The following is a 14661-nucleotide window of genomic DNA, read 5'->3' as shown; positions in this document are numbered from 1 at the left end:
TATTAGTAGTTATATTCCTCCTTAGGAGTTAATAGCTCATTATATTCTTCTTTAGAACCTACGATAGTGTTGTCGTAATCTCTCATACCTGTACCAGCAGGGATTCTGTGACCAACGATAACGTTCTCTTTAAGTCCTTCAAGTCCGTCAACTTTACCAGCTACAGCAGCTTCGTTCAGTACTTTTGTAGTTTCCTGGAACGATGCAGCAGAGATGAATGATTTAGTTTGTAGCGACGCTCTTGTAATACCCTGAAGCACCGGAGTTGCCGTTGCAGGAACTACATCTCTTGCAGTTACTAAGTTCTTATCATTACGTTTTAATAACGAATTCTCATCTCTTAGTTCACGTGGTGTGATGATCTGACCAGCTTTAAGCGTATCAGAATCTCCTTCGTCTTCTACAACTTTCATTCCATAAAGTTTATCGTTCTCCACAATAAAGTCAGACGTATGTATTAGTTGGTCTTCAAGGAAAAGTGTATCTCCCGGATCCTGAACTCTTACTTTACGCATCATTTGGCGGATTACAACCTCAAAGTGTTTGTCATTGATCTTAACACCCTGAAGACGGTAAACTTCCTGAATCTCGTTTACTAAGTACTGTTGTACTGCAGATGGGCCTTGAATTCTAAGGATATCCTCAGGAGTAATAGCACCGTCTGACAATGGTAAACCAGCTTTAACGTAGTCATTTTCCTGAACAAGGATCTGGTTAGATAATTTAACTAAATATTTCTTAACCTCACCAAATTTAGACTCGATTACGATCTCACGGTTACCCCTTTTGATCTTACCGAATGAAACAACACCGTCAATTTCAGATACCACAGCCGGGTTAGAAGGGTTACGTGCTTCAAGAAGCTCTGTAATCCTTGGAAGACCTCCCGTGATATCGCCTGCTTTAGACGAACGTCTTGGTATTTTAACAAGGATCTTACCTGCTTTAATTTTCTCACCGTTGTCTACCATAAGGTGGGCTCCAACTGGTAAGTTATAAGAACGGATAAGTTCTCCTTCTTTACCGTAAATCAATAAGGTTGGGATTAATTTCTTGTTCCTTGCCTCAGAGATTACTTTTTCCTGGAATCCGGTCTGCTCATCGATTTCAACCATGAACGATTGTCCCTGCTCGATATCTTCATAAGCTACTTTACCTGTAAATTCAGAAATAATTACACCATTATACGGGTCCCACTTACATATAGTAGTTCCTTTTTCTACGACATCACCATCTTTAACATAGATGCTTGAACCGTAAGGAATATTGTGTGTATTTAATAGAATTCCTGTTTTCTCGTCAACTAATTTTAATTCAGAAGAACGTGAAACAACGATATCTGTAGGGTTACCTTCAAGATCTTCGCCTTTTACAGTTTTAAGGTCTTCTATTTCAAGTCTACCTGCGAAACGTGTAACAATGCTTGACTCCTCAGAAATACCACCCGCAACACCACCAACGTGGAATGTACGAAGTGTAAGCTGAGTTCCCGGCTCACCAATTGACTGTGCTGCAATAACACCTACTGCTTCACCTCTTTGGGTCATTTTACCGGTTGCAAGGTTACGACCGTAACATTTTGCACAGATACCTTTTCTTGCTTCACATGTTAATGGAGAACGTACTTCTACTCTCTCTATTGGTGCAGCATTTATAGCTTTAACTTCAGCTTCTTTAATCTGCTCGCCTGCATGTACAAGAATTTCACTCGTTAACGGGTTAATTACATCCTGTAAAGCAACACGACCTAAGATTCTTTCACCTAGAGTCTCAACAATCTCTTCATTTTTCTTTAACGCTGATACTTCAATACCCCTAAGTGTACCACAATCTACAGAGTTTACAATAACGTCTTGAGAAACGTCATGCAGCCTTCTTGTAAGGTACCCGGCATCTGCCGTTTTAAGAGCAGTATCCGCAAGACCTTTACGAGCACCGTGAGTAGAAATAAAGTACTCAAGGATCGAAAGACCTTCCTTAAAGTTAGAAAGGATCGGGTTTTCAATAATCTCACCACCACCGGCAGTAGATTTTTTAGGCTTAGCCATCAAACCACGCATACCTGTTAACTGACGAATCTGTTCTTTAGAACCCCTCGCCCCAGAATCAAGCATCATGTAAACCGAGTTGAAACCTTGCTGGTCTTCTCTAATGTTTTTCATGGCAAGTTCTGTAAGCGTAGCATTCGTAGATGTCCACACGTCAATAACCTGGTTGTAACGCTCGTTGTTAGTAATAAGACCCATGTTATAGTTAACAGAAATCGCATCAACCTGCTCGTTTGCATCGTCAATAAGTTCCTGTTTTCTAGCAGGGATAATAATATCACCTAAGCTGAATGACAATCCACCTTTGAAGGCGAATTTGTAACCCATATCTTTCATATTATCAAGGAACGCAGCCGTTGTAGGCACATCGGTAACACTTAAAATAGAACCGATAATATCCCTTAATGATTTTTTAGTAAGGATCTCATTGATGTATCCTGCCGCTTGCGGCACAACCTCATTAAATAATACCCTACCAGCAGTTGTCTGGATAATTTTGTAAACAAGTTCTCCTTCTTCGTTAAAATCTTTAGCACGTATTCTCACACGGGCATTAAGTTCTAACCTGCCTTCGTTTAATGCAATATTTACTTCTTCTGCAGAATAGAATGTAAGGCCTTCACCTAATATTTTCTTCTCAGGAGTAGAAAGACGTTCTTTGGTCATGTAGTACAGACCAAGTACCATGTCTTGAGAAGGTACCGTGATAGGCGCACCGTTTGCAGGGTTAAGGATATTGTGAGAAGCAAGCATTAATAACTGTGCTTCAAGAATAGCCTCTGGTCCTAACGGAAGGTGTACCGCCATCTGGTCACCATCAAAATCCGCATTAAATGCCGTACATACTAATGGGTGAAGCTGAATCGCTTTTCCTTCAATAAGTTTTGGCTGGAAAGCCTGGATACCAAGTCTGTGCAAAGTAGGAGCCCTGTTTAGTAATACAGGGTGACCTTTAATTACGTTTTCAAGGATATCCCAAACTACAGGTTCTTTCTTGTCTATTATTTTCTTAGCTGACTTAACTGTTTTTACAATTCCACGTTCAATCAGTTTCCTGATAACGAATGGTTTGTAAAGTTCAGCAGCCATATCTTTAGGAAGACCACATTCAAAAAGTTTCATTTCTGGTCCAACGACGATTACCGAACGTGCAGAGTAGTCAACACGTTTACCCAGAAGGTTTTGACGGAAACGACCTTGTTTACCTTTTAATGAATCTGATAATGATTTTAATGGTCTGTTAGATTCTGTTTTAACAGCAGAAGCTTTTCTTGTATTATCAAAAAGTGAATCTACAGATTCCTGCAGCATACGCTTTTCGTTACGAAGGATAACTTCCGGAGCTTTGATCTCCATTAACCTTTTTAAACGGTTGTTACGGATGATTACTCTTCTGTAAAGGTCGTTCAAATCGGAAGTTGCAAAACGTCCTCCATCAAGCGGCACTAATGGGCGAAGCTCTGGTGGGATAACCGGTATAACTTTAAGGATCATCCACTCTGGGCGGTTTTCCCTATTGTTGTTAGACTCACGGAATGATTCTACTACCTGAAGCCTTTTAAGGGCTTCCGTTTTACGTTGTTTAGACGTTTCTGTATTTGCACTGTGGCGCAGTTGGTAAGAAAGAACATCAAGGTCAATTCTTGCCAAAAGATCCATAATACACTCAGCACCCATTTTAGCAATAAACTTGTTAGGGTCGTTGTCGTCTAAATATTGATTTTCTGCAGGAAGGGTATCTAATATATTTAGGTACTCTTCTTCAGTTAAAAAGTCTAGTCTAGAAAGTGATTCACCTTCTGCACCTTTAGCAATACCAGCCTGAATAACCACATACCTTTCATAGTATATGATCATGTCTAATTTTTTAGACGGTAAGCCAAGGATATAACCAATTTTATTAGGAAGCGAACGGAAATACCATATGTGAGCAATAGGCACTACAAGATTGATGTGTCCTACCCTGTCACGGCGTACTTTCTTTTCGGTAACTTCAACACCGCATCGGTCACAAACAATCCCTTTATAACGAATCCTTTTATATTTACCACAAGCACATTCAAAATCCTTTACAGGACCGAAAATACGCTCACAGAAAAGGCCGTCTCTTTCCGGTTTGTGTGTACGATAGTTAATTGTTTCCGGCTTAAGAACTTCACCTCTTGATTCAGCAAGAATAGATTCCGGCGAAGCAAGTCCGATGGAAATCTTGTTGAACCTTTTAACGGTATTTTTATCTTTTAATCTCGTCATGATATGTAATCTATCGATTTATTAAAAAAGTATAGAAGGGAACGGCCGCAAAGCCGTTCCCATGGAAATTTATTCTTCTAATCTGATGTCAAGTCCAAGACCTTTAAGTTCATGCATTAATACATTGAACGATTCAGGTAATCCCGGTTCCGGCATAGTTTCACCCTTAACGATAGCTTCGTAAGTTTTAGCTCTACCAATAACGTCATCCGATTTAACAGTCAGTATCTCCCTAAGGGTACTAGATGCACCGTAAGCCTCAAGAGCCCAAACCTCCATCTCTCCAAAACGCTGACCACCAAATTGCGCTTTACCTCCAAGAGGCTGCTGCGTGATAAGCGAGTATGGACCAATAGAACGTGCGTGCATCTTATCGTCTACCATGTGCCCTAATTTAAGCATATAGATAACACCTACGGTTGCAGCTTGGTGGAAACGTTCTCCGGTTCCTCCATCATACAGGTAAGTATGTCCAAATCTTGGAATTCCAGCCTCGTCTGTTAATTCATTGATTTGATCAAGAGTAGCACCATCAAAAATTGGTGTTGCAAACTTCCTTCCTAAATCCTGACCTGCCCATCCAAGAACTGTTTCATAAATCTGTCCGATGTTCATACGTGAAGGTACACCAAGCGGGTTAAGCACGATGTCCACAGGAGTACCATCCTCAAGGAACGGCATATCTTCCTGACGTACGATCTTAGCAACAATACCTTTGTTACCGTGACGTCCCGCCATTTTATCTCCCACTTTAAGTTTACGTTTCTTAGCGATATAAACTTTAGCAAGTTTTAAAATTCCTGACGGAAGTTCATCTCCAACAGTAATGGTGAATTTCTCTCTTCTTAATGCACCCTGAAGGTCATTCAGCTTAATTTTATAGTTGTGGATAAGATCGTTAACCATTGCATTGGTTTCGTCATCCGTAGTCCACTGTCCTTTAGTTAAGTGAGCAAAATCTTCAACAGCATACAACATTTTCTGAGTGTATTTCTTACCTTTTGGTAATACTTCTTCACCCAAATCATTCATTACTCCCTGAGAAGTTTTTCCATTAACGATATTGAATAATTTGTCAATTAATTTATCTTTAAGTTCGCTGAACTTAACTTCAAAATCCATTTCAAGTTTTCCTAAATCGTCTTTATCTTTTGTACGTTTACGTTTGTCCTTAACGGCACGCGCAAACAGTTTTTTATCAAGTACAACACCATGTAATGAAGGAGACGCTTTTAATGAAGCATCTTTTACATCACCTGCTTTGTCACCAAAAATTGCACGTAAAAGTTTTTCTTCCGGTGTTGGATCAGATTCTCCTTTAGGAGTAATCTTACCGATTAGGATATCGCCAGGTTTAACCTCGGCACCAATCCTGATCATACCGTTTTCGTCAAGATCTTTAGTAGCTTCTTCACTTACGTTAGGAATATCATTAGTTAACTCTTCGTTACCTAATTTTGTATCCCTTACTTCAAGTGAATAGTCATCTACGTGGATCGACGTGAAGATATCATCACGAACAACTTTTTCAGAGATCACGATCGCATCCTCAAAGTTGTAACCTTTCCATGGCATGAACGCCACTTTTAGGTTTCTACCAAGAGCAAGCTCACCATTTTGCGTAGCATAACCTTCACAAAGAACCTGACCCAATTTCACTCTGTCACCTCTTCTTACGATAGGCTTAAGGTTGATACTTGTACTCTGGTTAGTTTTTCTAAACTTGATCAACTGATATGTTTTCTCATCGGTATCAAAGCTTACACTTCTCTCACGATCAGTTCTGTCATATTTAATGGTAATCATGTTAGCATCAACATACTCAACAGTTCCCGAACCTTCAGCATTGATAAGTACCCTTGAATCAGAAGCCACTTGGCGCTCTAAACCTGTACCTACAATTGGTGCTTCCGGACGTAATAATGGAACTGCCTGACGCATCATGTTCGATCCCATCAACGCACGGTTAGCATCATCATGTTCCAGGAATGGAATCAATGAAGCCGAAATCGAAGCGATCTGGTTAGGTGCAACGTCTGTATAATGAACCGCTACCGGATCAACTACAGGGAAGTCACCCTCTTCACGAGCAATAACTTTGTCAGCAGTAATTTTACCTTCAGCATCCATTGCGATGTTTGCCTGAGCAATCATCTTACCTTCTTCTTCTTCAGCGCTCAGGTATATTGGAGTTGAAACTAAATCTACTTTACCATCAGTTACTTTACGGTAAGGCGTTTCAATAAAGCCCATACCATTTACCTTAGCGTAAACACCTAGAGAAGAGATCAAACCAATGTTTGGCCCCTCAGGCGTTTCGATAGGACATAAACGGCCATAGTGAGTATAATGAACGTCACGTACCTCAAATCCTGCACGTTCTCTGGAAAGACCACCTGGTCCTAGTGCAGATAACCTTCTTTTGTGGGTTATCTCAGCTAGAGGGTTAGTCTGGTCCATAAACTGCGATAACTGGTTTGTACCAAAGAAAGAGTTGATTACCGACGACAATGTTTTAGCATTGATAAGGTCGATAGGTGTAAACACCTCGTTATCTCTAACGTTCATACGCTCTCTAATAGTTCTCGCCATACGCGCAAGACCTACACCGAATTGTGCAGATAACTGCTCACCTACTGTACGTACACGACGGTTAGATAAGTGGTCAATATCATCAATCTCTGCTTTAGAGTTGATAAGCTCAATAAGGTATTTTACAATGGTAATGATATCCTCTTTGGTAAGCACTTGCTTTTCCATTGGAATGTCAAGACCAAGTTTTTTGTTCATTCTGTAACGACCAACTTCACCTAAGTTATAACGTTGATCTGAGAAGAACAATTTATCTATAATGCCTCGAGCTGTTTCCTCATCAGGTGGTTCTGCATTACGCAGCTGACGGTAAATATGCTCTACAGCTTCTTTTTCAGAGTTAGTAGGGTCTTTCTGTAAAGTATTATGGATAATAGCATAATCTGCCTGATTGTTATCCTCTTTATGAAGCAGTATCGTTTTTACATTAGAATCAATGATCTCTTCAACATTATCTTTATCGATAATAGTATCTCTGTCTAATATAATCTCGTTACGCTCGATAGAAACTACCTCACCTGTATCCTCATCCACGAAATCTTCGTGCCAAGTATTCAATACACGTGCAGCAAGCCTTCTTCCGATATACTTTTTAAGACCTGTTTTTGATACCTTGATTTCTTCAGCAAGGTCAAATATTTCAAGGATATCTTTATCCCTTTCAAAACCAATAGCTCTAAATAGTGTAGTAACAGGTAATTTTTTCTTCCTGTCAATGTAAGCATACATCACACTGTTAATATCAGTGGCAAACTCTATCCACGAACCTTTGAAAGGTATTACCCTTGCAGAGTATAATTTTGTTCCGTTTGCATGGAATGACTGGCCAAAGAAAACTCCGGGAGACCTGTGAAGCTGTGATACAACAACACGTTCTGCACCGTTGATAACAAAGGTACCGCTTGGTGTCATGTATGGGATAGTTCCCAAATATACATCTTGTACAATTGTTTCAAAATCTTCATGCTCGGGGTCTGTACAATATAATTTCAACCTTGCTTTTAAAGGTACACTATATGTAAGCCCTCTGTCTATACATTCTTCAATTGTATAACGTGGCGGATCAACAAAGTAATCAAGGAACTCCAATACAAACTGATTTCTAGTATCAGTAATCGGAAAGTTTTCCATGAAGGTGTTATAAAGACCTTCGTTGCCTCTTTCATCTGATTTGGTTTCAAGCTGGAAAAAATCCTTAAAGGATTTTACCTGAATGTCAAGGAAGTCCGGGTAATCAGGGATGTTTTTTGTTGAGGCAAAATTTAATCTTTCAGTCTGATTTGTTATCATCAATGGACAAAATTTTGATTAAAATAATTTATTAAAAATCGTATAAAATGTTATTATACGAAAAATGGTTTAGGCCTTTGAGAGTACTTCTCAAGGCCTAAACCTGGGTTTTCAAACCGATGTAAGCTTATTTAAGCTCAACAACAGCTCCAGCTTCTTCTAAAGATTTTTTAAGACCTTCAGCCTCTTCTTTAGATACCGCTTCTTTTACGTTAGCAGGAACACCGTCAACTAGATCTTTAGCTTCTTTAAGTCCTAAACCTGTAAGTTCTTTTACAGCTTTAACAACTGCTAATTTAGAAGCACCAGCATCTTTAAGTACAACAGTGAATTCAGTTTGCTCTTCAGCAACTGGAGCATCTCCACCTGCAGCAGGACCAGCAACAACTGCAGCAGCAGCAGGCTCGATTCCGTACTCATCTTTTAATATTGTAGCTAGTTCGTTAACTTCTTTAACAGTAAGGTTAACTAATTGTTCTGCGAATTGTTTCAAATCTGCCATTTTTTCTATCGTTTTAAATAGTTTGTAATATATAATTTATAAAGTGCGTTCTCGCGGGGTTATTATCTTTCAGATAATGTTTTAACAAGTCCTGCAATTGTATTACCACCCGATTTAAGAGCAGAAATAACATTTTTAGCAGGAGATTGAAGAAGACCGATGATCTCTCCGATAACTTCATCCTTAGATTTAAGCGATACAAGAGTGTCAAGTTGATTGTCACCAATGAATACTGCTTCGTGGATGTAAGCACCTTTTAATACAGGCTTATCAGATTTCTTACGGAATTCTTTAATAATTTTAGCAGGAGCGTTACCGTTCTCTGCAATCATGATAGAAGTACTTCCTTTTAAAATAGAAGGTAATTCACCATAATTGTTATCAGAACTACCCATTGCTTTTTCAAGAAGGGTATTTTTAACAACAGCCAACTGTATACCTGCTTTAAAGCAAGCTCTTCTTAAGTTAGAAGTATTTTCTGCATTAAGACCGGAAATATCTGTTACATAAATAACATTTGTACCGGCTAACTGTGCAGTTAAATCTTCAATAACTTTTGATTTTTCTTCTTTCGTCATAATAAAACTTATTAACTACCAATTATACCGCTTTAGGGTCTAAAGCTATAGCAGGGCTCATAGTACTAGAGATATGGATACTCTTGATGTATGTACCTTTTGCTGCAGTTGGTTTCAATTTGATTAATGTTTGAATAATTTCGTAAGCATTGTCAGTGATCTTATCAGCTTCGAAAGAAATTCTTCCTATACCAGCATGAACGATACCTGTTTTATCAACTTTAAAGTCGATTTTACCAGCTTTAACTTCTTGTACAGCTTTAGCCACATCCATGGTTACAGTTCCTGTTTTAGGGTTTGGCATTAAACCACGTGGGCCTAATATTCTACCTAAAGGACCTAATTTACCCATAACTGCCGGCATAGTGATGATAACATCAACATCTGTCCATCCGTCTTTAATTTTTTGAAGGTAATCATCTAAACCTACGAAGTCTGCACCTGCAGCTTTAGCTTCAGCTTCTTTATCAGGTGTTACAAGAGCAAGAACTCTTACATCTTTACCTGTACCATGAGGAAGTGTTACAACACCTCTTACCATTTGATTCGCTTTTCTTGGATCTACACCCAAACGTACTGCGATATCAACAGACTCATCAAATTTTGCAGAAGCAACTGCCTTGATTAATGCCGAAGCATCTTTCAATGAATACAGCTTGTTCTTCTCAATTTTAGATGCAGCCTCTTTCTGTTTTTTTGTCAATTTTGCCATGTCTTCTTTTTCTTTTTATTAAAAAGGAGCTGTTCCTGATACTGTTATACCCATAGACCTTGCTGTTCCAGCGATCATACTCATAGCTTTCTCAATCGTGAAAGCATTTAAGTCTACAATCTTGTCTTCAGCAATAGTCCTGATTTGATCCCAGGTTACGTTTGCTACTTTTTTACGATTTGGTTCTCCAGAACCTCCCTTTAATTTAGCAGCATCCAATAACTGAATAGCAGCCGGTGGCGTTTTAACAACAAACTCGAAAGATTTGTCTTTATACACAGTAATTTGTACTGGTAAGATTTTGCCTGGTTTATCCTGAGTTCTAGCATTAAACTGCTTACAGAACTCCATGATGTTAACTCCAGCAGCCCCCAAAGCAGGTCCAACCGGTGGCGACGGGTTCGCAGCACCTCCCTTAACTTGTAGTTTAACTACTTTACTAATTTCTTTAGCCATTTCTTTAAAAAAAATTTAGCACATCTTCATTGGAAGCGAATGATGTGATTTATAATAAGTGTAACAAAAATTATACTTTTTCTACTTGCATAAAACTTAGCTCCAGTGGTGTTTTTCTTCCGAAAATCTTCACCATAACTTCAAGCTTACGCTTTTCTTCATTAACTTTTTCAACTGTACCGTTAAAACCGTTAAAAGGTCCATCAATAACTTTAATAGTTTCACCAACCGTAAACGGTATAGAAACATTGTCAGTTTTAACAGACAATTCGTCTACTTTGCCAAGCATCCTGTTAACCTCAGAAAGGCGTAACGGAACCGCATCGCCACCTTTAGTTTCTCCAAGAAAGCCAATAACACCAGTAATAGACTTTATAATGTGTGGTATTTCTCCAGTTAAGTTAGCTTCTACCATTACATAACCCGGAAAATAAACTCTGTCTTTACTGATTTTTTTTCCATCACGAACCTGTACCACTTTCTCAGTAGGCACAAGAACCTGTGAAATATAATCTGACATTCCAAGTCTATTGATTTCCGTCTCTATGTAGTTCTTAACTTTATTTTCCTGACCGCTTACCGCTCTAACCACATACCACTTTTTGACATTGTTATCAGTCATACAATAAAATTAATTTTTTAAGAAACCATATATCTTCGCCACAAGAACCTCAAATCCTTTATCGATACCGAAAGTTATCATAGCAAATATTATCGAAAAAACAGCAACAATAATAGTTAGGCGCTGAATCTCAGCCCATTCTGGCCATGTTACATTAGTTTTTAACTCTGTAAATGCCTCTGATATGTAATTAGTAACCTTTGCCATTTTATATTTGTTTTTGCACGGGTGGAGGGATTCGAACCCCCATCAACGGTTTTGGAGACCGCTATTCTACCCTTGAACTACACCCGTTTGTAAAAATCAGCCGGTACTTTACAGCACCAGCTGATTTAATATATTATAAATAACGTACTATAGAATTTCAGTAACCTGACCAGCACCTACTGTTCTACCACCTTCACGGATTGCGAAACGAAGACCAACGCTAAGAGCGATTGGGCTAAGAAGCGTAACCTCGATAGTAAGGTTGTCACCAGGCATAACCATCTCTACACCAGCTGGAAGAGTAATTGTACCTGTAACGTCTGTAGTTCTTACATAGAACTGTGGACGGTAGTTATTATGGAATGGAGTGTGACGTCCACCTTCTTCTTTTTTAAGGATATAAACCTCTGCATTGAAATGAGCATGTGGCTTAACAGATCCTGGCTTAACGATAACCATACCTCTTTTGATATCCGCTTTGTCAATACCTCTAAGAAGTAGACCAACGTTATCTCCAGCTTCACCTCTATCAAGGATCTTACGGAACATCTCAACACCTGTAATAGTAGAAGTTAATTTCTCAGCTCCCATACCAATGATTTCAACTGCATCTCCTGTGTTTGCAATACCTGTTTCGATACGACCTGTAGCAACAGTTCCACGACCAGTAATTGTAAATACATCTTCAACAGGCATAAGGAATGGTTTCTCAACATCACGTACCGGCATTTCGATCCATGTATCAACAGCAGCCATAAGCTCTAAAACTGTATCAACCCATTTCGGCTCACCATTAAGTGCACCAAGAGCAGAACCTTGGATAACCGGTCCATTATCTCCATCATACTGATAGAAAGACAATAGATCTCTGATTTCCATTTCAACTAGCTCAAGAAGCTCAGCATCATCAACCATATCTACTTTGTTCATGAAAACTACCATTCTTGGAACACCAACCTGGCGACCTAGAAGGATGTGCTCACGAGTTTGTGGCATTGGACCATCTGTAGCAGCAACCACAAGGATAGCTCCATCCATCTGAGCAGCACCAGTAACCATGTTTTTCACGTAATCCGCGTGACCTGGACAGTCAACGTGAGCATAGTGACGATTAGCTGTAGCGTACTCTACGTGAGATGTATTAATAGTAATACCTCTTTCTTTTTCTTCAGGAGCGTTATCAATTTGATCAAATGATTTTGCTTCAGAATAACCTGCATCAGATAATACTTTAGTAATAGCTGCAGTTAAAGTAGTTTTTCCGTGATCCACGTGTCCAATAGTACCAATATTCAAGTGGGGTTTGGAACGATCAAAAGTTTCCTTTGCCATGATTTAATAATTTAATCTTAGTTATATAATTAGTGTTCAAATTCTCTAAACTTGAGCCAATGACGGGAATTGAACCCGTGACCTCTTCCTTACCAAGGAAGCACTCTACCCCTGAGCTACACCGGCCGACATAAGCTTTCGCTTAATTTGTGGGGAGAGCAGGATTCGAACCTGCGAAGGTTACCCAGCAGATTTACAGTCTGCCCTCGTTGGCCGCTTGAGTATCTCCCCTAACCTTTACTTTTCAGTTGTTTTTCAAAAAACGTTTGAGCAAATATTTCATAATTTCGAGACTTCACCTTCGCGCTTCTCCGCTAAACCCCTAACCCTCAAAAGAATCAAAGGGAAAACAATCACAAAACATCAATACTCTTTATTTGAGCCGATAGAGGGACTCGAACCCACGACCTGCTGATTACAAATCAGCTGCTCTAGCCAGCTGAGCTACATCGGCGTCTTCAATAAAAAAGTCCGCTATTTCTAACGGACTGCAAATGTATAGAATTTATTTTTTAATCAAAACATTTTCTAACTTTTTTTTCTATTTATGAATATGTTCTGACTTTTTCTTTTCTTCTCATCAGTAAACGTTCCATAGAATCAGCAGCAAGTTCAACTGCTTCTTCAAATGTTTTGCACTGCTTTTTAACTATAAACTCATCTCCAGGCACTATAATTTTAATCTCCGCAATTTTATTCTCTTTATCACTCGTATTCTCTAATTTAAAGAATACGTCCGAATTTACTACTTTATCATAATACTTTTCAAGCTTATCCAATCTTTCCTGAACATAGCCAATCAGTTTTCTGTCAACATTAAAGTTGACCGCATGAACATTTACTTTCATAATCTAAACTTTTTAATCGTTAAACACTTATAAATCGTTTTGATTACGCGGATGAGAATCATTATACACTTTTTTAAGTTCAGCAAGACTGCTGTGGGTATATATTTGTGTAGAAGATAAACTCGCGTGACCTAACAATTCTTTTACTGAATTCAAATCTGCCCCATTATTAAGAAGATGCGTTGCAAAAGTATGTCGAAGCACGTGCGGACTCTTCTTAACCTTACCGGAGACAACACTAAAGTAACTATTTATTAACCTATAAACAAACGATTCACTAACTTTATTGCCCCGGGTGTTTAAAATTAACATATCAGCATCCGCAATGATTTCAAGCTGTTTTCGATACATCATATACTTTGACAGAAGCAATGCAGTACAATCCAATACCGGTAGTATTCGCTCCTTATTTCTTTTCCCTAAAACCTTTAATGTTTGGTTGCCGGAATCATAACTCCCCACCTTTAAGCCGATCAGTTCAGCACGACGCATACCGGTAGTATAAAACAGCTCAATAATAACCCTATTGCGTATTCCTTCGAAATCATCAGAATACTCAATATCAGTCATCACATCCTGAAGTTCTTTTTCAGAAAAAGGCACCTGAACTTTCTTTTCCGTCTTAAGGGATTTATGTTTTTGTAATGGTGTAAATTCAATCTGCTTAGAACGCAGCAGGAATTTATAGAACGATTTAAGTGAAGATATTTTTCTATTGACCGAATTATTAGCAATACCATTCTCTACCAGAGACACAATCCAACCCCTGATATGACTATAATTCACTTCTTCTAACACAACATCACTATCCTCCGACTTAATATAGCGCTCGAATGCCACAACATCATCCAGATAAGCCCGCAGCGTCAAGAGAGAGTAGTTCCTCTCTTTTTGAAGATAATCACCGTATGCCTGCTTAGAATCGATCATAAAAAAAACCGTTAACAGCAAAGTTATTGAAACTTTTCTGCTAACGGCTATTATTTTAGTCCAATGGTATGATTAATTCTCTAGAGCATCTTTCATTCCCTGGATATAAGCTGCTTTCTGTACTTGTACTCTTCTTACAACAGAAGGTTTAGTAAAGGCCTGACGGCTCCTTAGCTGACGTACAACACCAGTCTTATCAAATTTTCTTTTGTAACGCTTAAGCGCTCTATCAATATTTTCTCCGTCTTTAATTGGTATAATCAACATAATATAACACCTCCTCTCGTTAAG

Annotated in this window: 12 protein-coding genes and 4 tRNA genes; all 16 read right to left on the bottom strand. The window is 38.8% G+C overall.

The window, feature by feature from the left end; translation table 11 throughout:
• Positions 1-2: 2 nt before the first annotated feature.
• Positions 3-4301: a DNA-directed RNA polymerase subunit beta' gene (gene rpoC, locus EPI11_RS02805; protein WP_128388427.1), complete on the bottom strand. Its 4299-nt coding sequence runs from the start codon at positions 4299-4301 to the stop codon at positions 3-5.
• Positions 4302-4370: 69 nt separating this feature from the next.
• Complete coding sequence (gene rpoB / locus EPI11_RS02800) at positions 4371-8183, bottom strand: DNA-directed RNA polymerase subunit beta (protein ID WP_128388426.1); 3813 nt, start codon at positions 8181-8183, stop codon at positions 4371-4373.
• A 127-nt stretch (positions 8184-8310) separates the two neighbouring features.
• Positions 8311-8685, bottom strand: a complete 375-nt coding sequence (gene rplL / locus EPI11_RS02795) for a 50S ribosomal protein L7/L12 (protein ID WP_128388425.1) — start codon at positions 8683-8685, stop codon at positions 8311-8313.
• Positions 8686-8747: 62 nt separating this feature from the next.
• Positions 8748-9263: a 50S ribosomal protein L10 gene (gene rplJ, locus EPI11_RS02790; RefSeq protein ID WP_128388424.1), complete on the bottom strand. Its 516-nt coding sequence runs from the start codon at positions 9261-9263 to the stop codon at positions 8748-8750.
• A gap of 22 nt (positions 9264-9285) precedes the next feature.
• Positions 9286-9975, bottom strand: a complete 690-nt coding sequence (gene rplA / locus EPI11_RS02785) for a 50S ribosomal protein L1 (protein ID WP_128388423.1) — start codon at positions 9973-9975, stop codon at positions 9286-9288.
• A gap of 18 nt (positions 9976-9993) precedes the next feature.
• Positions 9994-10431 (bottom strand): 50S ribosomal protein L11, encoded by a 438-nt coding sequence (gene rplK, locus EPI11_RS02780; RefSeq protein WP_128388422.1) that lies wholly within the window; start codon positions 10429-10431, stop codon positions 9994-9996.
• Positions 10432-10501: 70 nt separating this feature from the next.
• Positions 10502-11053, bottom strand: a complete 552-nt coding sequence (nusG, locus tag EPI11_RS02775; protein WP_128388421.1) for a transcription termination/antitermination protein NusG — start codon at positions 11051-11053, stop codon at positions 10502-10504.
• A 9-nt stretch (positions 11054-11062) separates the two neighbouring features.
• Complete coding sequence (gene secE, locus EPI11_RS02770) at positions 11063-11260, bottom strand: preprotein translocase subunit SecE (protein ID WP_128388420.1); 198 nt, start codon at positions 11258-11260, stop codon at positions 11063-11065.
• A gap of 16 nt (positions 11261-11276) precedes the next feature.
• A tRNA-Trp gene (locus EPI11_RS02765) sits at positions 11277-11347 on the bottom strand.
• A 60-nt stretch (positions 11348-11407) separates the two neighbouring features.
• Positions 11408-12592 carry an elongation factor Tu gene (gene tuf / locus EPI11_RS02760; RefSeq protein WP_128388419.1) on the bottom strand — a complete coding sequence of 395 codons (1185 nt, stop codon included), beginning with the start codon at positions 12590-12592 and terminating at the stop codon, positions 11408-11410.
• A gap of 54 nt (positions 12593-12646) precedes the next feature.
• Positions 12647-12718, bottom strand: a tRNA-Thr gene (locus EPI11_RS02755).
• Between the two features lie 24 nt (positions 12719-12742).
• A tRNA-Tyr gene (locus EPI11_RS02750) sits at positions 12743-12823 on the bottom strand.
• 149 nt (positions 12824-12972) lie between these two features.
• A tRNA-Thr gene (locus EPI11_RS02745) sits at positions 12973-13046 on the bottom strand.
• Positions 13047-13137: 91 nt separating this feature from the next.
• A complete protein-coding gene (gene hpf / locus EPI11_RS02740; protein ID WP_128388418.1) occupies positions 13138-13440 on the bottom strand; it encodes a ribosome hibernation-promoting factor, HPF/YfiA family in 303 nt (100 codons plus the stop codon).
• A 27-nt stretch (positions 13441-13467) separates the two neighbouring features.
• Positions 13468-14370 (bottom strand): tyrosine-type recombinase/integrase, encoded by a 903-nt coding sequence (locus EPI11_RS02735; protein ID WP_128388462.1) that lies wholly within the window; start codon positions 14368-14370, stop codon positions 13468-13470.
• A 72-nt stretch (positions 14371-14442) separates the two neighbouring features.
• Entirely contained in the window at positions 14443-14637 is a 195-nt protein-coding gene (gene rpsU / locus EPI11_RS02730) for a 30S ribosomal protein S21 (protein ID WP_128388417.1), read from the bottom strand.
• Positions 14638-14661 lie beyond the last annotated feature (24 nt).

The sequence above is a fragment of the Flavobacterium cerinum genome, from assembly GCF_004028155.1.
Taxonomy (GTDB): Bacteria; Bacteroidota; Bacteroidia; order Flavobacteriales; family Flavobacteriaceae; genus Flavobacterium; species Flavobacterium cerinum.
The sequence above is the reverse complement of the archived record's forward strand: the minus strand, read 5'-3'. Positions and strand labels throughout refer to the sequence as shown.